The sequence below is a fragment of the Pseudorhizobium xiangyangii genome, from assembly GCF_020531965.1.
Lineage (GTDB): Bacteria > Pseudomonadota > Alphaproteobacteria > Rhizobiales > Rhizobiaceae > Neorhizobium > Neorhizobium xiangyangii.
The window spans coordinates 15,074-35,321 of the sequence record NZ_JAJAWH010000031.1; the positions used below are offsets into that span (position 1 = coordinate 15,074).

Genomic DNA, 20,248 nt, shown 5'->3' on the forward strand with positions numbered 1-20,248 from the left:
AGGCGCCGGCGGCTAGAGCTTGCCACCGGTTTCCCGGATGACCTGCGTCAGGCTGCCGCTTGCCGGAAAGAGCGGTATGAGGCAGGCCTGCAGCGCATGGTAGATGTCGCCTTTTCCGGGGAAGAGCGTGTGCGCCGGCACCAGATCCTCCGTCAGCTCCTCATGCCAGCCACCATTCTTGTGGTCGATGAACCGATTGGCGATCGTGCTCCAGATCAGCCGGTAGCTGTCTTCGTAGAAGTCGTCGACCGGCAGGTGCTCGTTGAGGAAGTGGGCGGCGCCTGCGGCCTCGCACATTGGCCACCAGAGCTTGTTGGTCTTCGCCGGCCGGTCGTCCCAGTCGAGTGTATAGACGAAGCCGCCGAGCTTCTTGTCCCAACCCAGTGACATGGCCTGCACGAACAGCGCCTTGGCTGCTTCCGGCATCCAGCCATGCTTCTTGCCGCCGAGTGGCCACAGCTGCAGGAGCAGGCGGGACCATTCAAGCCAGTGCCCCGGCGTCGTGCCGGCAGGGCGGAACATCTCGTTCTGGTGATAGTAGTCCCGATCGATGTTCCAGTCGGGATCGAAATGTTCGGCCACCCGGAAGCCGACGCTTCCGGCGCAGCGGCGGATCACCAGATCGGCGATGCTTTCCGCCTTGTCGAGGTAATGTCTCTCTCCGGTGACTTCGAAGGCGGCCATCAGCGCTTCGGTCAGGTGCATGTTCGAGTTCTGGCCGCGATAGTTGCCGCCGTCGATCGCGGACCAGTCGGACGTGAACTCCTCGGCGATCGCTCCGTGGCGCTCCTCCCAGAAGCGGGTATCGATGACTTCCGTGATGTCGGCCAGCATCCGGTCGGCGAGGGGGTGCCCGGCCACCTTCGCCGAAGAGGCGGCGAGCAGCACGAAGGCATGCCCGTAACCCTGCTTGGTGGCATCAACGGGGCCGCCATCGTTGAGGGACCAGTAATAGCCGCCGTTTGAGGTGTCACGGTGGTGATCCCAGAGGTAGGTCATGCCGTGGTCGATGATGTCGCCTGCGCCGGGACGACCCAACAGGTAAGCGATCGAGTAGCAATGCACCATGCGAGCCGAGGCATGGATTCCGCGTACCGCGTTTTCGGCCGCGAGCGGTGCCCCTCGGTCGTCGAGGTCGTGGAAGCCACCTTTCGAGTTGATCGCGCGATACTGGAAGAAGTCCATCAGCGCCTCGGCCTGCCGTAGCAGCCACTGGCGGTGATAATCGTGCTTCGCCCATGTCCGCGGCAGACTTGACTCGCTCATGAAACCTCCCGGCAAGTGATCAATTTTGCTACTCGGCGTATACCGCGCGCCGGTCCCACTGTCATGGCGTTTGTGTATGGAAGACCATATGCTTATTGTTTGACATAAAGATATGTTTATGCGCTTATGGCGCAAATTGACAAAGGAGATGTCTATGTTCGACGAGCTCTTCGGCCCGGAGGCTGCCCCACGTGACGGCGCGGAGGTGCTTGCCGCATTGCAGAAGGCTGCGCGCGAACGCATTCTGGTCATCGACGGTGCCATGGGCACCCAGATCCAGGGTCTAGGTTTCGACGAATCTCATTTCCGCGGTGATCGCTTTATCGGATGTGCCTGCCATCAGCAGGGCAATAACGATCTTCTGATCCTGACGCAGCCGCAGGCGATCGAAGATATCCACTATCGCTATGCGATGGCGGGTGCCGACATCCTCGAGACGAACACATTTTCGTCGACGCGGATCGCACAGGCGGACTACCAGATGGAGAATGCCGTCTACGACCTGAACCGCGACGGCGCGCGTCTGGCTCGGCGAGCTGCATTGAGGGCGGAGAAGGAGGACGGCCGGCGACGTTTCGTTGCCGGCGCCATCGGCCCAACGAACCGGACTGCCTCGATCTCGCCCGACGTCAATAATCCCGGTTACCGGGCGGTGACATTCGACGATCTGCGGATTGCCTATGGCGAGCAGATCGACGGCCTGATCGACGGCGGCGCCGACATCATCCTCATCGAGACGATTTTCGATACGCTGAATGCCAAGGCAGCGATCTTCGCCTGCGAGGAGCGTTTCGCGGCCAAGGGCATCCATCTTCCGGTGATGATCTCCGGCACGATCACCGACCTGTCCGGCCGCACATTGTCGGGGCAGACACCGTCGGCATTCTGGAGTTCGGTCAGTCACGCCAGCCCGTTCACAGTCGGCCTCAACTGCGCACTCGGCGCCAACGCGATGCTTCCGCACCTGCAGGAACTCTCCGGGGTCGCCGACACCTTCATCTGTGCCTATCCCAATGCCGGACTGCCGAACGAATTCGGCCAGTATGACGAAACACCGGCGGACATGGCCCGCCAGGTGGAAGAATTCGCCCGGCAAGGTCTCATCAACGTGGTCGGCGGCTGCTGTGGATCGACGCCCGAGCACATCCGTGCGCTCGCCGAGGTGGTCTCCGGCTATGCGCCACGCGAAGTGCCGGAACACAAGCCGTTCATGTCGCTTGCCGGCCTCGAGCCTTTCGTGCTGACCAAGGATATTCCCTTCGTCAACGTCGGCGAGCGGACCAATGTCACCGGCTCGGCAAAGTTCCGCAAGCTGATTACCGCCGGCGACTATGCGGCCGCGCTGGCCGTCGCCCGTGACCAGGTGGAGAACGGCGCCCAGATCATCGACATCAACATGGACGAGGGCCTGATCGATTCCGGCCGGGCGATGGTCGAGTTCCTCAACCTGATCGCCGCTGAACCGGACATCGCGCGCGTGCCGGTGATGATCGATAGCTCGAAGTTCGAGATCATCGAGGACGGCCTGAAATGCGTGCAGGGCAAGGCTGTCGTTAACTCCATCTCGCTCAAGGAAGGGGAGGAGAATTTTCTCCGTCAGGCCCGACTGCTTCGCAACTATGGTGCCGCCGTCGTCGTCATGGCCTTTGACGAGACCGGACAGGCCGATACCTACGAGCGCAAGGTCGAGATCTGCGAGCGGGCCTACAAGATCCTCACGGAACAGGCTGGTTTCCCGCCGGAAGACATCATCTTCGACCCGAACATCTTTGCGGTCGCGACCGGCATCGAAGAGCACAACAATTACGGCGTCGATTTCATCGAGGCCACGCGGACGATCCGCGAGCGCATGCCGTTGGTGCATATTTCCGGCGGCGTCTCCAACCTGTCGTTCTCCTTCCGCGGCAACGAGCCGGTGCGCGAGGCGATGCACGCCGTGTTCCTCTACCACGCCATCCAGGCAGGCATGGACATGGGCATCGTCAATGCCGGGCAGCTGGTGGTTTACGAGACGATCGATCCTGAGCTTCGCGAGGCCTGCGAGGATGTGGTTCTCAACCGCCGCGCGGATGGCACGGAACGGCTGCTTGAGGTCGCCGAGCGTTTTCGAGGCGGCCCCGGCAGGGAAGCAAGGGTGCAGGATCTTGCCTGGCGGGAATGGTCGGTCGAAAAACGGCTCGAGCATGCGCTGGTCAACGGCATTACAGACTATATCGACGCCGATACGGAAGAAGCCCGCCAGCAGGCGGCCCGCCCATTGCATGTGATCGAAGGCCCGTTGATGGCGGGCATGAATGTCGTCGGCGACCTGTTCGGTGCGGGCAAGATGTTCCTGCCGCAGGTGGTGAAATCGGCCCGTGTCATGAAGCAGGCCGTGGCCGTGCTTTTGCCGTACATGGAAGAAGAAAAGCGCCTCACCGGCGGCGAGCAGCGGCGGTCGGCGGGCAAGGTGCTGATGGCCACCGTGAAGGGTGACGTCCACGACATCGGGAAAAACATCGTCGGCGTCGTACTCGCCTGCAACAACTATGAGATCCTGGACCTCGGCGTCATGGTGCCGGCGACCAAGATCCTCGAAATGGCAGTTGCGGAGAAGGTCGATATCATCGGCCTGTCAGGCCTCATCACCCCGTCGCTGGACGAGATGGTGCATGTGGCCGCGGAGATGGAGCGACAGGGTTTCGACATTCCTTTGCTGATCGGTGGAGCAACCACGAGCCGCGTCCACACGGCAGTCAAGATCCACCCGCGCTACGATCGCGGCCAGACGATCTACGTGACTGATGCGAGCCGCGCCGTCGGTGTCGTATCGTCGCTGCTGTCGCAGGAGGCGAAGCCGGACTATGTCGGCAACATTCGCGCCGAATACGCCAAGGTCGCTGCGGCCCATGCCCGCAGCGAGGCGGAAAAGAAGCGCCTGCCGCTGGAGCGAGCGCGCGCGAATGCGGAGAAGGTTGATTGGCAGGACTACCAGCCAGTTGCGCCGACATTCACGGGAACGAAGGTGTTCGACGATTACTCGCTTGAGGAGTTGGCACGCTACATTGACTGGACGCCCTTCTTCCAGACATGGGAGCTGAAGGGGCGTTATCCGGCTATTCTGCAAGACGAGAAGCAGGGCGAGGCTGCCCGGCAGCTTTTCGCGGATGCGCAGGCGATGATCGAAAAGATCATCTCGGAAAAGTGGTTCCGGCCACGCGCCGTTATCGGCTTCTGGCCAGCCAATGCGGTCGGCGACGATATCCGTCTGTTCACCGACGAGAAGCGCAGCGAAGAACTCGCAACCTTCTTCACGCTCCGCCAGCAGCTATCCAAGCGAGACGGGCGGCCGAACGTGGCGGTTTCCGACTTCGTTGCGCCGGTGGACAGTGGCTGCCAAGACTATGTCGGCGGCTTCGTGGTCACCGCCGGGATCGAGGAGATCGCCATCGCGGAGCGGTTCGAACGCGCCAACGATGACTATTCCTCCATCCTTGTGAAGGCTCTGGCAGACCGCTTCGCGGAAGCCTTTGCGGAGCGTATGCACGAGCGGGTGAGGCAGGAGTTCTGGGGCTATGCGCCGGATGAAAACCTGTCGCCGGAACAGTTGGTCACGGAAGACTATGCAGGCATCCGCCCCGCACCGGGCTATCCGTCGCAGCCCGACCACACCGAGAAGGAAACACTGTTCCGGTTGCTCGACGCGGAGAATGCGACGGGCGTGAAGCTGACGGAGAGCTACGCGATGTGGCCCGGTTCGTCCGTTGCCGGCCTCTACATCGGCCATCCGGCTTCCTACTATTTCGGGGTTGCCAAGGTCGAACGGGATCAGGTCGACGACTATGCCCGACGCAAGGGCATGCCGGTGGCGGAGGTGGAGCGTTGGCTCGGGCCGGTGCTCAACTACATCCCTTCGGCCGCCGTCGAAGACGCGGCCTAGTCGGCAGGCAAGAATACGATCCGCCACAAGGTCCCGCGGCGGATCGCACCCTCTCTAGTCTCGCCCCTTCTCGCCCCTTCTCGCCCCTCTCTAGTCTCGAACGATGAGAAGGTCGCCGGACGAGAAGTGGAGATTGATGTCTTCTCCCGGCGCCGGCATCCTGAGGTCCGGCGAATTGAACATGTCGAACGACACCGTGCTCCCGCCGACGGCGATCTTGGTGCGGACGACGGATCCGAGGAAGCTTGCCGATATGACTTCCCCGCGAAGGGTGGCGTCGCCATGTTCGGAAAGGGATGCTGCCTCGGGCCGTAGCGCAAGGGTTATCGGGTCGCTGGGCTTTCTGTTCCCCACCGACTCGCGGAGCGCGATCAACTGGTCGCCGATCCGCACGGTCTGTGCCGCAGGATCGGCCACGACTGCATCGATCATGTTGAGCGTGCCCACGAATGACGCGACGAACCGGGTGGCGGGGTGGTTGTAGATTTCCGACGGGCTGCCGATCTGGTCGGCATGGCCGGCATTCATGACGACGATGCGGTCGGAGATCGACAGTGCCTCCTCCTGGTCGTGCGTCACGAAGACCGTGGTGATCCCGAGCTGTCGCTGGATCTGGCGGATCTCTTCGCGAAGCGAAATGCGGATCTTGGCATCCAGCGCCGACAGAGGCTCGTCGAGCAGCAGGAGTTGTGGCTTCGGAGCCAGCGCGCGCGCAAGCGCAACACGTTGCTGCTGTCCGCCGGATAGCTGGTAGGGGTAACGGTCGGCGAGGTGCTCGAGGCGGATGAGCGCCAGCATCTCCTTCACCCGCGCCTCGATCTGCGTCTTCGGCGTTCCCGCCACCTTCAGGCCGAATGCGACATTGTCGAAGACGTTCATGTTCGGAAACAGGGCATAGGCCTGGAAGACCATGCCGATGTTGCGCTGGCTCGTCTTCAGGCGGCTCTGATCCTTGCCGTTGATGCTGATCGTGCCGCCGCTCGGCGTCTCGAAGCCGGCGATCATCCTCAGGATCGTCGTCTTGCCGCAACCGGATGGTCCGAGAAAGGAAACGAACTCGCCCTTCTCGATCGACATGTTGAAATCCTTCACCACCTGCACGGCGCCGAAGCTTTTCTGGAGATTTTCGAGAGCCAGGAAAGACATGAACGGAAAACCCTTAGATGCGTGGCGGTGCCATCTTGCTGAAGCGGGAAACGAGCTGGATCAGCGCGAGGCAGCCCCATGTAATGCCGAATGCGATAACCGACAACGCGAACGGCTCATAGGCCTTGTTGGCGCCGATCCGCTGGAGATACGGGCCAAAGGCGGGCCGGTCGAGAAGCGCTGCCAGCGTGAATTCGCCGATGACGATCGCGAAGGTGAGGAAGGCGCCGGATAGCACGGCCGGAACGACGTTCGGCAGGATGACCCGGCGCAGGATGGTGATCCAGCCAGCGCCCAGGCTCTGCGCCGCTTCGGTCAGCGTCGCAACGTCGATGGTGCGCAGGCCGGTATCCACGGCGCGGTACATGTAGGGCAGCGCCAGCATGGTATAGCCGAAGGCCAGCAGGGCGTTGGTTCCGGTCAACGATCCGGTCAGCGGCAGCCAGCTCGACGTGTTGTAGAGGCGGATATAGCCAAAGACGATGACGATTGCCGGAATGACGAGCGGCAGGAGGGTCATGAATTCGACGTAGGGCCGAGCCCAGGGCATTTTCAGGCGCACCCAGAACGCCGTGGGAACGACGATCAGGATGCCGATCACGATGGTCACCAGCGCCATGAAAACTGAATAGCTGAATGTGGCCTGGAATTGCGGATCGGCCAGCACCCGGACGTAGGCATCCAGGCTATAGACACCGCGGCGGGCCCTTAGCGAGAATTCGAACAGGCCGCCAAGCGGGACGAAGAAATAGAGCAGCCCGAATATCAGGACCGCCCAGCCGATGATGCGGGTCAACAGGCTCATTTCAACCACCTTTCGGCGCGGATGCGCAGCAAGATGTAGACGACGTTGGAGGCGGCGGTGACAACGATCATCCCGAAGGCCATGGCGTAGCCGAGATTGGGATTGCCCAGGACATCGCCGCGGATCTGCGCATAGAGCTGTATCGGAACGATGTTCAGGCTGGAGCCGGTGAGCGCGATGGCGGTAGCGACAGCGCCGAAGGCGTTCGCGAAGAGGAGTGCAAAGGTGCCGAGCAGGGCGGGAAACAGGATTGGCAGCGCTACCATCCGCCAATATTGAAATGCCGTCGCTCCCAGTACTTCGGCCGCTTCGCGCCATTCGCGCCGCAGGCCTTCCAGCGCCGGCGTGATGATCAGGACCATCAGCGGGATCTGGAAGAACAGGTAGGTGACGGTCAGGCCCCAGAAGCTCAGGATGTTGAAGCCGAGGTCGCGCTGGAGGACGATCCCGAAATTCTGGCGCAGGAACAGTGTGACGAGGCCGACAGGCCCGAACGTTGCAAGGAATGCGAACGCAAGCGGCACGCCGGCGAAATTGGAGGCGACGCCGGAAAAGGTCAGGAGCGGCGACTTGATCCAGCGGGGGACTGCGCCGAAGACCACGGCCGCTGCCATGCCGAAGCCGATCAGGCAACCGAGAGCGGCCGAAGCGAATGAGATCTTGATGGAAATCCAGTAGCTGGACGGGATAGTCCCGGTGTTGAGGTCGATGATGTTCTGCAGCGTGAACGAGCCGTCACGGGTCTGGAATGCACCGATCACGATGTGCATCGTCGGCAGTATCAGGAACAGCAACACGAAGATGACGAAGGGCATGAGGCCCAACCAGGTGAACGACAGGCGCAGCCGGAGTGCGGGTGGGGCTTGGTTCATGTCTGCGGCTCTTCCCCCGTTCGGTCGTCTCGTATGTGGCAAAATGCGGCGACGCATTTCAGGATGACTGACCCCGGCCCGATGAGCTCGGGCCGGGGTCATAACTCAAAGCAGGCTTATTGTACGTTTGCGCCGACAACGCTATCCCAGCCGCCGGTGACAGCAGCCTTGTTGGCGTTCTGTTCTTCGACGGTCGGGAATACGGCTGCTTCATAGCTTGCAGCCGGTGGCAGGGCATCCAGCAGTTCCTGCGGGATCTTGCCTGCCTTGGCCATGGCGTTGAAACGCGCGGGGTGGCAATAGCCCTTCAGCCAGAGGTTCTGACCTTCGTCCGAATAGAGATATTCCATCCAGAGCTTCGCGGCGTTCGGGTGCGGCGCGAATGCCGAGATACCCTGAACGTAGACGCCTGCCAGAACGCCCGTCTTCGGCACGACAACCTCGACCGGCGGATTGCCCTTCAGTTCGTCGCGCCAAGCCAACGCGTTGTAATCCCATGCGACCGCAATCGGCGTGGCGCCCTGGGCGATCGTACCCGCCTTGGCGATGACTGGAACGAAGTTGCCGGCCTTGTTCAGTTCGGCGAAGTAGTCGAGACCGGACTTGCCGGCTTCTTCACCCGACTTGGCTCCCTTGGAAAGACCGGCAGCAAGGACCGCGAGGATTGCCTGGTTGGAGGCGCGCGGATCACCGGCAAGTGCGACCTGGCCAGCATATTCAGGCTTCAGAAGGTCGGCCCAGTCCTGCGGGGCGTTCTCGACCATGTCCTTGTTCACAATAAGGGACAGAACGCCGTAGTAGTCGCCGTACCAGTGGCCTTCAGGGTCCTTGATGTCGTCCGGAATCTCGTCCCATGTCGAGACCTTGTAAGGCTGCAGAAGACCTTCTGCCTTCATCTGGGGACCGAATGACAGGCCAACGTCGATGACGTCGGGAGCCTGGGGACCCTTGTTGTCTTTGTTTGCCTTGATGGCCTCGACTTCGTCGGCAGAGCCGGCGTCCGGGTTCAGTTCGTTGACCTGAATGTCGGGATACTTTGCCTTGAACCCGGCGATGACGTCACCATAGCCGCACCAGCTGTGGGGCAGGGCGATGGTGGTGAGCATGCCTTCCTTCTTGGCGGCTTCGATCAGTTCCGCGCTCGGCTCGGCAAGTGTGAGACTGCTCGAAGCAAGGACGATTGCGGTGGTCAGCGAGAGCAGGCGGTGGGTGTTATTCAGCACGATATCCTCCTGAGGTTGGTCGTGTTCGGTGCGACTCGTAGAGCCAGTTGATGTACTCTATGTGACAGATACGAGGTTGAGCAATTGCTCATAAATGCTTTGGATAGAAGGTTTTTTCCTCATCGGGCTACTCCAGTCGCTGGCGGTTGTGACGACGGAACAGGCGAGATTTTTCAAAGAGCTCTTCCAGCGAATTCATGCGGTCCCGGGTCTTGTCCCAGGTGGCGCTCTGAACCGCTTCGATCAGGGCCTCGACGACGAAGAGGGTCACTACCGAGGAGTCCCAGGCACTGGGTGCTTCGATGCGGACACGGAAGGTATGCAAGGCATGCTGTGCAACCGGAGATCTCCACGTGTCCGTCAACAGAATGATGACGACGCCGCTCGCCTTGGCGACTTCGGCGAGTGTCTCCATTTCCTGCTCGTAGCGCCGGATGTCGAAGATGACGAGGACGTCGCCGGGGCTCATGTTCAGAACATGCTGCGGCCAGGAACTGGAGCTCGTGGAAATGAGGGCGGTCTTGGGACGGATGACCTGCATGTGGGTGAAGAAGTATTCCGCCAGTGACCCAGTTATGCGTCCGCCGATGAAATAGATGCTTCGGTTGCGGTCGCCAAGCAGGGCTGCGGCATCCTCGAATGTCTTGGTGTCGAGGTCCGACAGCGTGTCGCGGAGGTTGGCGGTAATGGCGTCCGCGAAACGGTTGAGGATGTGCATTCCGGGCGCATTCAGCGCCCAGCGATCGTGCTTGGCGATCGGGTTGGAAATTGTCTCTTCGAGTTCCTGGTGCAGATGAGACTGAAACTCGGGATAGCCCTTGAAGCCAAGCTTCTGCACCATGCGCGCGACCGTCGGCGTCGAGACGCCGGCGTTGTCCGCGATCGTGGTGATGCTGCCGAGCCCGGACACCGGATAATTCTCCAAAATCCTGTCGGCCAACTGCTTTTCCGCCCGCGTCAGGCTGTCGTAACTTACGCGTATGACATCCGAGACGGTGCGCGCTGTTGTTGGCACTAAGCTGTTCCCTCCGGTCTTCGCCGGTTGTGAAAGATTTAACAATTCTTTTCGGGCTGGAGTCAATGGAGGCGATGAAGAGAAATTTTCAGAATCACGTTGACGGAAACGAAAAGATGAAGAATTCTCTTCTTAATCGTTACATCAATCCCAGATGGTTGGCATGCTGGCCGAGACGCAATTTTTCACCGAAGGCGATGGCGAGCCGGTGGCAGTCGAAAATGCCGGCGCGGCTGGCGATGTCCTGCTCGTATGCGAGCATGCATCGTCGCAGATTCCGAAGCGCTATGGCACGCTCGGCCTCTCGGAAGACGCGCTCAGTTCCCATATCGCTTGGGATCCGGGCGCGCTGGCTGTGTCGCAGCTCATGTCGCGGCAACTCGCCGCTGTACTGATTTACCAGCGTTTTTCGCGGCTGGTCTATGACTGCAACCGTCCGCCGGAATCGCCGGCCGCGATGCGCGACAGCAGCGAGATCTTTCGGATTCCCGGTAACGAGGACTTGTCCGAGGCCGAAAGATCGTTGCGCACGGCGTCTCTCTACCTGCCGTTCCAGGGACGGATACGCGACGAGATCGAGGTTCGCAGGCGGCAGGGCCGGCGAACAGTGCTGGTTACCATCCACAGCTTCAATCCGGTCTATTTCGGGGAGAGGCGCGAGGTGGAGATCGGTATCCTGCACGACAAGGACAGCCGTCTGGCAGACGCGATGCTGAAGGCTGCTGCCGACACACGGCTTTATCGGGTCGAGCGCAACGAGCCTTACGGGCCGGAGGATGGCGTGACACATACGCTGGAACTCCACGCCACGGCGGACGGGCTTTTGAACGTGATGATCGAGGTGCGCAACGATTTGATTTCAGACGAAACCGGCCAGGGGGTTGTGGCCGATTTCTTGACAGGATTGCTGAGGGAAGCTCTCGAAGCAATCTAGACCCGGGGAGCAGCAAAGGCTGCGGCGCACCGACACTGAAAAATCGGGCGGTGCATGACATGTCGACTGGGTGAGGCGGGCCGGACGGCTCGCCGCCCATTCCTTGATCAGGAGAGAAGGGCATGGAAAGTTCATCTGCGGGCGTCAGCTACAAGAAGGCTGACGCAGCCTACTTCGAGAAAAGAGGACTTTCGCGATATGCGGGGGTCTGGTCGCTGTGGGCGCTGGGGGTTGGTGCCGTCGTTTCAGGCCATTTTTCCGGATGGAATTTCGGCTTCGCCACGGGCGGCTGGGGCGGCATGCTGGTCGCCGGCATCATCATCGCCATCATGTATCTGGGGCTGACGTTCTCGATCGCCGAGATGAGCCCCGCACTGCCGCATACGGGTGCTGCCTATTCTTTTGCGCGGACTGCCATGGGGCCTTGGGGCGGCTTCATCACCGGGCTGTGCGAGAACGTGGAATACGTGCTGACGCCGGCCGTCATCGTCACGTTCATCACGGCTTACGTGAATTCGATCCTCGGTTTGGACCCGGTCTATTCGCCGCTCTTATGGATGCTCTTCTATGCGATCTTCCTGGGATTGAACATCTTTGGACTGGAGCTGTCCTTCAAGGTGACGCTGGTCATCACCATCGTATCCTTGGCGGTTCTGGTTTTCTTTTGGGTCAGCGCGATCCCCAATATGGATTTTTCGCGCTGGGCCTTGAACATCGGGGTGGGGCCTGATGGGGGTGCCGTCGAGCTGCCGGAGGGGAATGGGGAATGGTTCCCCTTCGGCATCTCCGGTGTGCTTGCGACGCTGCCCTTTGCGGTCTGGCTGTTTCTTGCCATCGAGCAATTGCCGCTGGCCGCCGAGGAATCCGTCGATCCCAAGCGCGACATGCCGAAGGGTATCATCCTCGGAATGGTGACGCTGATGATCTCCGCCTTCATGATCGTGCTTCTGAACCCGTCCGTGCAAGGCGTCGGGTCCTTCCATCTCGGTTCGTCGCTGGAGCCGCTGCTTGACGGGTTCAAGGCGGTGTACGGCGACAGTGGCGTGGTTATCCTCGGTCTGGTGGCGCTCACGGGTCTGATCGCGAGCTTCCATACGATCCTTTATGCGCAGGGGCGGCAGGTCTATTCCCTGTCGCGCGCCGGTTACTTCCCGACGGCCCTGTCGGTAACGCATCGGGTCTACAGGACGCCCTATATCGCCATGATCACCGGTTCGCTTGTCGGGCTCTCCGTGATGCTGGTCATCTGGTTCTCGCTGGGTGCGGAGCAGGGTGGCAGCATCATCGGCAGCGTCCTGCTCAACATGGCGGTGTTCGGAGCGATGTTCTCCTACATCATGCAGGCGATCTCCTTCATCATCCTGCGCAAGAAGCTGCCAAACATCGAGCGACCGTTCCGTTCGCCGCTTGGTATCCCGGGTGCCGTCCTGACGATCATCATCGCCGTGGTGACCTTGCTCTACCAGGTTCAGGACCCGAACTTCACCAAGGGAGTGCTCTGGGTAGTCCTCTGGTTCGCCGTCGCCATCGCCTACTTCGCTATGGTCGGCCGTCACCGGCTCATCCTCTCCCCGGAAGAGGAGTTTGCGATGGAGCACAAACAGGCAGCGTCGCTCGCCTGACCTCAGCGGCGCGGCTGAAGGGCCGCGCCTTTCTCATTATTACTTTTATATGAATGGATAAGAGGCATGAGCGCCAGCTACTCTTTGGACGACCTGAAGCGCGATGTGGCCGAGGGCCGCATCGACACCGTCATCGCCGCGCAGGTCGATATGCAGGGGCGCCTGATGGGCAAACGCTTCCATGCGGAGTTCTTCATCGAGAGCGCTTACAAGGAAACCCACTGCTGCAACTACCTGCTCGCGACCGACATGGAGATGGAGACCGTCTCCGGCTACAAGGCGACGAGCTGGGAGAAGGGCTATGGTGACTACACCATGAAGCCAGACCTTTCGACGCTTCGCCGCGTGCCATGGCTGGAAGGGACCGCGATGGTGCTTTGCGACGTACTGGATCATCATACCCACGAGGACGTGCCGCATTCACCACGTGCCATCCTCAAGAAGCAGGTGGCGCGGCTTGAGGCCATGGGCATGAAGGCCTTCATGGCGACCGAGCTGGAGTTCTTCCTGTTCGACCAGACCTACGAGCAGGCGCAGGCGTCGGGGTACCGGGATCTCAAGCTGGCAAGTGCTTATAACGAGGACTACCACATCTTCCAGACAACCAAGGAAGAAGAGGTGATGCGGGCGATCCGCAACGGCCTGCAGGGCGCGGGCATCCCGGTCGAGAACTCGAAGGGCGAAGCATCGGCGGGCCAGGAGGAGATCAATGTCCGCTATGCGGATGCGCTGACCATGGCCGACCGGCACGTCATCATCAAGAACGCGGCCAAGGAGATAGCCTGGTCCAAGGGCAAGGCCATTACCTTCCTCGCCAAGTGGAACTACAACGCCGCCGGCTCGTCGTCGCACATCCACCAGTCGCTCTGGAGCGCGGATGGCAAGACGCCGCTGTTCTTCGACAAGGACGGCGAGCACGGTATGTCGCAGACGATGCGGCACTACGTTGCCGGACTGCTCGCCCATGCAGGCGAAATCACCTGTTTCCTGGCGCCTTACATCAACTCCTACAAGCGGTTCATGGCAGGCACGTTTGCGCCGACCAAGGCCATCTGGAGCAAAGACAACCGCACTGCCGGTTACCGTCTCTGCGGCGAAGACACGAAGGCCATCCGTATCGAATGCCGCGTCGGCGGGTCCGATCTCAATCCGTACCTTGCCATGGCGGCGCTTCTCGCGGCAGGCATCGACGGGATCGAGAAAAAGATGGAACTGGAACCGGCATTCGTCGGTGACGCCTATGGCCGGAAAGATATCCGGGAAATCCCACACACCCTGCGTGATGCGACGGCGCTGATGTCGGGCTCGGAGATGCTCCGCTCCGCCTTCGGTGACGACGTCGTCGACCACTACGCGCGCGCCGCCCGGTGGGAGCAGGAAGAGTACGATCGTCGCATCACCGATTGGGAAGTGGCGCGCGGCTTCGAAAGGGCCTAACTGTCCACAGGACCTCGTGCTCGATCAATTAGATCATAAACTACAGGAATAGTGATCATGACCATGATCCAATGTATCTCGCCGGTCGACGGCTCGGTCTATGCCGAGCGTGAAGCCATGACCTTCGAGCAGGCTTCGGCGGCGGTTGATCGCGCGCGCAAGGCCCATAGAGCCTGGGCGAAGCGGCCGCTCGAGGAACGTGTTCAGCTTGTCCTGAAGGGCGTGGCGCGGCTGAACGAGATGGCCGATGAGATTGTGCCCGAACTCGCCTGGATGATGGGCCGCCCGGTTCGCTACGGCGGCGAGTTCAAGGGGTTCAACGAACGCTCGAACTATGTGGCATCCATTGCCGCCGATGCGCTGGCGCCGCTGCGCGTCGAAGACAGCGCCACGTTCGAACGTCGGATCGAGCGCGAACCGCATGGCGTCGTCTTCGTCATCGCGCCGTGGAACTACCCGTACATGACGGCGATCAATACGATTGCTCCGGCACTGATGGCCGGCAACACGGTGGTGCTGAAACACGCGTCGCAGACGCTGCTGGTCGGCGAGCGGATGGTGCGGGGGTTCGTCGAGGCGGGTGTTCCCGAGGACGTCTTCCAGAACCTCTTCCTGGATCATGATACGACGTCGGCACTTATCGCCGCCGGCAAGTTCAACTTCGTCAACTTCACCGGCTCCGTCGAAGGCGGCCGGTCTATCGAACGCGCAGCGGCGGGGACCTTCACCGGCATCGGGCTTGAGCTCGGCGGCAAGGATCCGGGCTATGTGATGGAGGATGCCGACCTCGATGCAGCGGTCGACACGCTGATGGACGGCGCGACCTTCAATTCCGGCCAGTGCTGCTGCGGTATCGAGCGCATCTACGTCCACGAGACGCTCTACGACCGGTTCGTCGAAAAGTCGGTGGCGTGGGTGTCTAACTACAAGCTCGGCAATCCACTCGAGCAGGAAACGACGCTCGGCCCGATGGCCAACAAGCGCTTCGCCAAAGTGGTACGCGAGCAGATTGCCGATGCTGTCGCGAAGGGTGCGAAGGCGCTGGTCGATCCGAAGCTGTTTCCCGCCGATGACGGCGGCGCCTATCTGGCGCCGCAGGTGCTCGTGGATGTCGATCACTCGATGGCATTCATGCGCGAGGAAACCTTTGGCCCGGCCGTGGGCATCATGAAAGTCAGGGATGACGACGAGGCCATCGCCCTGATGAACGACAGCAAGTATGGGCTGACCGCTTCTCTGTGGACGCAGGATGCAGACAGGGCAGGGCGTATCGGCCAGGAGGTCGAGACCGGGACTGTCTTCATGAACCGCGCCGATTATCTCGACCCGGCGCTTTGCTGGACCGGCGTCAAGGAAACCGGCCGCGGCGGCTCGCTTTCCGTGCTCGGCTTCCACAACCTCACCAGACCCAAGTCCTATCATCTGAAGAAAGTCACCCAATGAACATCGTCGCGAACTGGAGCTATCCGACTGCCGTCAAGATGGGACGCGGCCGGATCAAGGAGCTGGCGGATGCCTGCAAGACGCTCGGCATCAAGAAGCCTTTGCTCGTCACCGATCGGGGACTTGCGTCCATGGCGATCACGGCGCACGCACTGGATATCCTCGCCGAGGCCGGTCTCGGCCGCGCAATCTTCGCCGATGTCGATCCGAACCCGAACGAGAAGAACCTCGAGGCGGGCGTGAAGGCTTTCAAGGACGGTGGGCACGATGGCGTCGTCGCCTTCGGCGGCGGCTCCGGTCTGGATCTCGGCAAGGCCGTCGCTTTCATGGCCGGCCAGACGCGGCCTGTCTGGGACTTCGAGGATATCGGCGACTGGTGGACGCGCGCCAGCACGGACGGCATTGCGCCGATCGTCGCCGTGCCGACGACCGCCGGCACGGGCTCGGAAGTCGGACGCGCCTCGGTCATCACCAATTCCGAGACGCACGTGAAGAAGATCATCTTCCACCCGAAATTCCTGCCGGGCGTGGTCATCTGCGACCCTGATCTGACAGTCGGGATGCCGAAGGCGATCACCGCTGGCACCGGCATGGACGCCTTCGCGCACTGCCTGGAAGCCTATTGCTCGCCGTTCTTCCATCCGATGAGCCAGGGTATCGCGCTCGAGGGGATGCGTCTGGTGAAGGAATTCCTGCCGCGCGCCTACAAGGACGGGACGGATATTGAGGCGCGGACGAACATGATGGCTGCGGCCGCCATGGGCGCGGTGGCCTTCCAGAAGGGGCTGGGCGCGATACACTCGCTGTCTCACCCGATCGGTGCGGTCTACAATACTCATCACGGCATGACGAATGCGGTGGTGATGCCGCCCGTGCTTCGTTTCAACCGCGCTGCCATCGAGGAGCAGATCGAGCGCGCTGCCGCCTATCTCGGCATCTCGGGCGGGTTCGACGGTTTCTATGCCTACGTGCTTTCGTTACGGTCCGAGCTTGGCGTGCCGGAAAACCTGACGGCGATGGGCATCGGGCCGGATCGTATCGACGAATTGACCGCGATGGCGATCGAGGATCCGAGCTGCGGGGGGAACCCGGTGCCGATGACGCTGGAAAACACCAGGCAGCTCTTCCTGGAGTGCTTCTGACCGATACGGAAATGCCGCATCTGCCAAAGCCTCGGGGCATCCGCTCCGGGGCTTTTTCGTGGCCGGTGCACCAAATTGCGGGTTACATCCGAGGGTGCCTAATTTACCCTTCGTTAACTATGATTAAGCAAAATTGAGGCAAAGCACCATGCTTCGCCGGTGCGCTTCTGAGCGATGCGGCTCATGCCCCTTAAGGACCGAGAATGCCCGTAATTTCATTCGCCAACGCCAAGGGCGGCGCCGGAAAGACCACTGCAGCGCTTCTGCTTGCGACCGAGCTTGCCCACCAGGGTTATCGTGTCGCGATCATCGATTGCGACCCGCAGCACTGGATAACCCAGTGGGCCGAGGTCTCCGGTCCGGTCCGCAACCTCGAAGTCATCTCCGAAGTTTCCATTTCCTCTCTCCAGTGTCATCTGCGGGAAATGGCTGGGCATGTCGACTACTTCGTCATCGATCTTGCCGGAGCAAAGGATGCGCTCGTGACGACGGCCATTGGCCTGTCGGATCACGTGATGATTCCGGTTCAGGGCTCAGCCATGGACGCAAAGGGTGCCGCGCAGATCCTGGACCTGCTCGCCCTGATGAAGGAGAAGGCCAATCTCGTCATCCCGCATTCGGTCGTCCTCACACGGGTAACCTCCATGGTGACCACCAAGGCTCTGCTTGCGATCAAGGGCCTGCTTGCGGCACGCGGTGTCAATGTCCTCAACACGCCGATCGGCGAGCGCGCTGCTTTCAAGGAGCTTTTCGAAGTGGGCGGCACGCTTCACACGCTGAATGCCACGAAGGTCAGCAACGTCGACAAGGCGAAGGAAAATGCCGGCGCCTTTGCGCAGGAAGTGGTCCGCCTGATGCCGCCGCGCGTCGTGCGCACGTTGCGGCCGAGGCTTTTCTCATTCGGACGGGCCGCTTAAGCCGGCCAACCGATGAAGCAAAAAAAAGGCGCCCGAAGGCGCCTTTTTCTATTCCACGAATTCGACACTGACACCGGGCTTCACCATCTTGGCGAGTTCGGTGGCGTCCCAGTTCGTCAGGCGGATGCAGCCGTGACTGTTGGTCTTGCCGATCTTTGACGGTTCGGGGGTTCCGTGGATGCCGTAGCTGGGCTTCGACAGCGCGATCCATACCGTGCCGACCGGACCATTCGGGCCCGGAGGGATCTGCAGGATCTGGTCGTTGTTGCCCTGCTTGAAGTTGATTTTCGGATTGTAGGTATAGCCCGGATTGAGCGCCACGCGTTGGACCGAATGGGTGCCGGTCGGCGAGGGCGTGTCGGTCGAGCCGATCGTGGCGGGATAGGCAGCAACCAATCCGCCGTCCTCGCCATAGGCGAAGATCTGCCTCTTGCTCTTGTCGGCGACGATGCGGCTTACGCTGCCGGTCTTCGGCTGGGCCGGATTGATGACTTTGATCGTAGTGCCGGGAATGGAGAAGTCGGCGTTCGGATTGAGCGCCTTCAGGTAGTTTTCGTCCATGTGGAACTGTTCAGCGAGCTTTTCGCTCGTCGATGTGTAGGACATGGCCGGCAACTGTGCCTTGTGGGCGTAGTCATCGGGAATGGAAGCGACAAAGGGGCCGGCCGCATCAGCGGCCGTGATCGTGTAGTCGACGATGGGCAGGCCGCCGGAATAGGCCAGCCGTTGCATGATGTCTTCGGAATTGTTCGGGTCGAGCGTCTCGCCGGTCATTTCCTGCCAGGCGGCAATCGCCTTGTTGACGTTGTCACCGAGATGACCGTCGATCACGCCGGGCGAAATTCCTTCGCGGTCGAGGAAAACCTGGAGCGCGGCGATTTCCGCCTGCGGCTTTCTGGTGACGGCGATGATCGGAGTTTCCGGCTCGAGCGCGCGTCCCGGCTCCTGGTCGGGAGAGATGGCGGCGTAGTCATCCTCGGCGCCCGGGGCGTTGGGATAGGGCTGCTCCTCGAGCGGAAGCCGGGTGATCGATCCGGGTCCCGGGACTGAGCCGGTAAACTCGCCGGGTTCGCCCGGGCGATATTCGCGGTAGTCGCGATACTCGGCCGTGTCACGATGGCGGCGATAGTCGCTGGGCGGCGGCGGGTAGCGGTCGATGCTGCGCTGATTGTAGGATTCGCGGTGCATCTCCGTGGCAACCACGTTACCATAGTGGTCGATCAGGACGCGCCGTCCCGATCGATCCCGGCTGATCACGACCTCGTCCTGTTCTGGAATGTAGTCGAGGATACTGCCGTCAGGAGCAACCAGCATCGTGTCGGACGCATAAGGATCATAGATCGCCTGCGCCGAGGCTGGCGAAATCCCATGGGTCGCGAGGAGCACAAGTCCCACACTTGCAGTAAAAAAGCGCTTCACGTTGCCACCGATTCCTAATTTGACGTATTCGACAATTGCCAAGGTGATCAAAACGTTCCGACCCGTGCGTAGAACACCACAGACAAGGTAAATTTGACGCTAGTGTGAAAAAGGTGAATTCGTCATGAACGCGACGTTAAACTTAGATCACGTTCTGGTAACAGATTCGCGTTTCAGGGAGTGAAAAATTGAAATGAAAGCCTTTTCCGCAGCTGTCGGCCCTCGTTTGCTCCTCGATGAAAGTTCGGTTCTCGACATCGGCTCATGCTTCGTCGGTGATGTCGATATCGCGCCAGGCCGGGCCATCCCCGACGACGGGGACCCGCGCATCGATCACTCGCTGGAAGGCTTCCTCTTCACCTGTGGGCCGGATCACATACGCCATCCCGAGCCTATTGCCGGTCGAAAGGACGGAAAGAAATATCCGCTGCACGGATCGTTCTCGTCGCACGCAGCCGACGTGGTGTTCTGGGATGTTCAGGACGGCAGTGCGGAGTGCCGGGCGAAGGTTCCGGTCAATCTCGCCGATGGAGGCAAGGCGCTGCTCGAGCGCCACTGGCGAATCGACGGCGAAACCGGCGAGACCTGCCTGACCGACAGGGTCACCAACGCCGGGGCCAAGCCGTTTCCACCCGTCCAGATGTATCACATGAATATCGGCGCCTGGCTCTTCGACAACAACGTCAAGCTGAAGGGTCTGATGCTGGAGAGCGGCGGCATGCCCTGGAACTTCGGTGAGAACCCGGGTGGCGTTTTCTGCGTCCCCGCGGTGACGGACGGGGCATCCTGGGCGGAGGTCAGCCTTGGCCCGATCGCAGCCGTCGGTGGCGCCACGTTGAAAGTAAAGTTTCGCACCGACACGCTTCCCCATCTGCAGGTCTGGCGCAACCAGCAAGAGCCGGCCCATGTGCTTGGCATCGAGCCTGTTTCGCACCGCTGGGTGAGCCGTCAGGAACTGGCGGAAAATGGCGAGCTTTCAATGCTGAAACCGGGAGAGAGCATTGATTATGCTCTGCGCTTCTCCTTCGTCTGACCACCGTCATCGATTGACGCTTCGGCGGCAGCGGCGTAATGGACTTGCCACATCC

General features: G+C 61.1%; 15 protein-coding genes. 8 read left to right on the top strand and 7 right to left on the bottom strand.

Annotated features, from left to right (window positions below; all coding sequences use genetic code 11):
• Positions 1-12 precede the first annotated feature (12 nt).
• Positions 13-1,266 (bottom strand): AGE family epimerase/isomerase, encoded by a 1,254-nt coding sequence (locus LH464_RS21075; protein ID WP_226788385.1) that lies wholly within the window; start codon positions 1,264-1,266, stop codon positions 13-15.
• A gap of 154 nt (positions 1,267-1,420) precedes the next feature.
• Between LH464_RS21075 and metH the strand changes: the two genes are divergently transcribed.
• Positions 1,421-5,185 carry a methionine synthase gene (gene metH, locus LH464_RS21080; protein WP_226788386.1) on the top strand — a complete coding sequence of 1,255 codons (3,765 nt, stop codon included), beginning with the start codon at positions 1,421-1,423 and terminating at the stop codon, positions 5,183-5,185.
• A 90-nt stretch (positions 5,186-5,275) separates the two neighbouring features.
• Here the strand turns inward: metH and LH464_RS21085 are convergent, their stop codons facing one another.
• From LH464_RS21085 to LH464_RS21105, 5 genes are all read right to left on the bottom strand, one after another.
• Entirely contained in the window at positions 5,276-6,331 is a 1,056-nt protein-coding gene (locus tag LH464_RS21085) for an ABC transporter ATP-binding protein (RefSeq protein WP_226788387.1), read from the bottom strand.
• Positions 6,332-6,344: 13 nt separating this feature from the next.
• Positions 6,345-7,136 carry an ABC transporter permease gene (locus tag LH464_RS21090; protein WP_226788388.1) on the bottom strand — a complete coding sequence of 264 codons (792 nt, stop codon included), beginning with the start codon at positions 7,134-7,136 and terminating at the stop codon, positions 6,345-6,347.
• Entirely contained in the window at positions 7,133-8,008 is an 876-nt protein-coding gene (locus tag LH464_RS21095) for an ABC transporter permease (protein ID WP_226788389.1), read from the bottom strand. Before LH464_RS21095 ends, LH464_RS21090 begins: the two co-directional genes overlap by 4 nt.
• 116 nt (positions 8,009-8,124) lie before the next feature.
• Positions 8,125-9,231, bottom strand: coding sequence for an ABC transporter substrate-binding protein (locus tag LH464_RS21100; RefSeq protein ID WP_226788390.1), 1,107 nt, complete (start codon positions 9,229-9,231; stop codon positions 8,125-8,127).
• Between the two features lie 127 nt (positions 9,232-9,358).
• Complete coding sequence (locus tag LH464_RS21105) at positions 9,359-10,246, bottom strand: MurR/RpiR family transcriptional regulator (protein WP_226788391.1); 888 nt, start codon at positions 10,244-10,246, stop codon at positions 9,359-9,361.
• 163 nt (positions 10,247-10,409) lie between these two features.
• Here LH464_RS21105 and LH464_RS21110 point away from each other — a divergent pair, with 163 nt between their 5' ends.
• From LH464_RS21110 to LH464_RS21135, 6 genes are all read left to right on the top strand, one after another.
• Positions 10,410-11,180 carry an N-formylglutamate amidohydrolase gene (locus LH464_RS21110; RefSeq protein WP_226788392.1) on the top strand — a complete coding sequence of 257 codons (771 nt, stop codon included), beginning with the start codon at positions 10,410-10,412 and terminating at the stop codon, positions 11,178-11,180.
• Between the two features lie 122 nt (positions 11,181-11,302).
• Entirely contained in the window at positions 11,303-12,802 is a 1,500-nt protein-coding gene (locus LH464_RS21115; protein WP_226788393.1) for an amino acid permease, read from the top strand.
• A 66-nt stretch (positions 12,803-12,868) separates the two neighbouring features.
• Positions 12,869-14,239, top strand: coding sequence for a glutamine synthetase family protein (locus LH464_RS21120; protein WP_226788394.1), 1,371 nt, complete (start codon positions 12,869-12,871; stop codon positions 14,237-14,239).
• A gap of 57 nt (positions 14,240-14,296) precedes the next feature.
• Positions 14,297-15,682: an aldehyde dehydrogenase family protein gene (locus tag LH464_RS21125; RefSeq protein WP_226788395.1), complete on the top strand. Its 1,386-nt coding sequence runs from the start codon at positions 14,297-14,299 to the stop codon at positions 15,680-15,682.
• Entirely contained in the window at positions 15,679-16,824 is a 1,146-nt protein-coding gene (locus tag LH464_RS21130; protein WP_226788396.1) for an iron-containing alcohol dehydrogenase, read from the top strand. Before LH464_RS21125 ends, LH464_RS21130 begins: the two co-directional genes overlap by 4 nt.
• 203 nt (positions 16,825-17,027) lie before the next feature.
• A complete protein-coding gene (locus LH464_RS21135) occupies positions 17,028-17,741 on the top strand; it encodes a ParA family protein (protein WP_226788397.1) in 714 nt (237 codons plus the stop codon).
• 48 nt (positions 17,742-17,789) lie between these two features.
• On the opposite strand, the gene LH464_RS21140 is transcribed toward LH464_RS21135, so the two are convergent.
• Complete coding sequence (locus tag LH464_RS21140) at positions 17,790-19,160, bottom strand: L,D-transpeptidase (protein WP_390625031.1); 1,371 nt, start codon at positions 19,158-19,160, stop codon at positions 17,790-17,792.
• A 193-nt stretch (positions 19,161-19,353) separates the two neighbouring features.
• Here LH464_RS21140 and LH464_RS21145 point away from each other — a divergent pair, with 193 nt between their 5' ends.
• Complete coding sequence (locus LH464_RS21145; protein WP_226788398.1) at positions 19,354-20,193, top strand: DUF4432 family protein; 840 nt, start codon at positions 19,354-19,356, stop codon at positions 20,191-20,193.
• Positions 20,194-20,248: the final 55 nt, after the last annotated feature.

Excerpts from the sequence above, each read along its gene's own strand:
- LH464_RS21075 (WP_226788385.1), bottom strand. The coding sequence starts at position 1,266 with ATGAGCGAGTCAAGTCTGCCGCGGACATGGGCGAAGCACGATTATCAC.
- metH (WP_226788386.1), top strand. The coding sequence starts at position 1,421 with ATGTTCGACGAGCTCTTCGGCCCGGAGGCTGCCCCACGTGACGGCGCG.
- LH464_RS21085 (WP_226788387.1), bottom strand. The coding sequence starts at position 6,331 with ATGTCTTTCCTGGCTCTCGAAAATCTCCAGAAAAGCTTCGGCGCCGTG.
- LH464_RS21090 (WP_226788388.1), bottom strand. The coding sequence starts at position 7,136 with ATGAGCCTGTTGACCCGCATCATCGGCTGGGCGGTCCTGATATTCGGG.
- LH464_RS21095 (WP_226788389.1), bottom strand. The coding sequence starts at position 8,008 with ATGAACCAAGCCCCACCCGCACTCCGGCTGCGCCTGTCGTTCACCTGG.
- LH464_RS21110 (WP_226788392.1), top strand. The coding sequence starts at position 10,410 with ATGCTGGCCGAGACGCAATTTTTCACCGAAGGCGATGGCGAGCCGGTG.
- LH464_RS21115 (WP_226788393.1), top strand. The coding sequence starts at position 11,303 with ATGGAAAGTTCATCTGCGGGCGTCAGCTACAAGAAGGCTGACGCAGCC.
- LH464_RS21120 (WP_226788394.1), top strand. The coding sequence starts at position 12,869 with ATGAGCGCCAGCTACTCTTTGGACGACCTGAAGCGCGATGTGGCCGAG.
- LH464_RS21125 (WP_226788395.1), top strand. The coding sequence starts at position 14,297 with ATGACCATGATCCAATGTATCTCGCCGGTCGACGGCTCGGTCTATGCC.
- LH464_RS21130 (WP_226788396.1), top strand. The coding sequence starts at position 15,679 with ATGAACATCGTCGCGAACTGGAGCTATCCGACTGCCGTCAAGATGGGA.
- LH464_RS21135 (WP_226788397.1), top strand. The coding sequence starts at position 17,028 with ATGCCCGTAATTTCATTCGCCAACGCCAAGGGCGGCGCCGGAAAGACC.
- LH464_RS21145 (WP_226788398.1), top strand. The coding sequence starts at position 19,354 with ATGAAAGCCTTTTCCGCAGCTGTCGGCCCTCGTTTGCTCCTCGATGAA.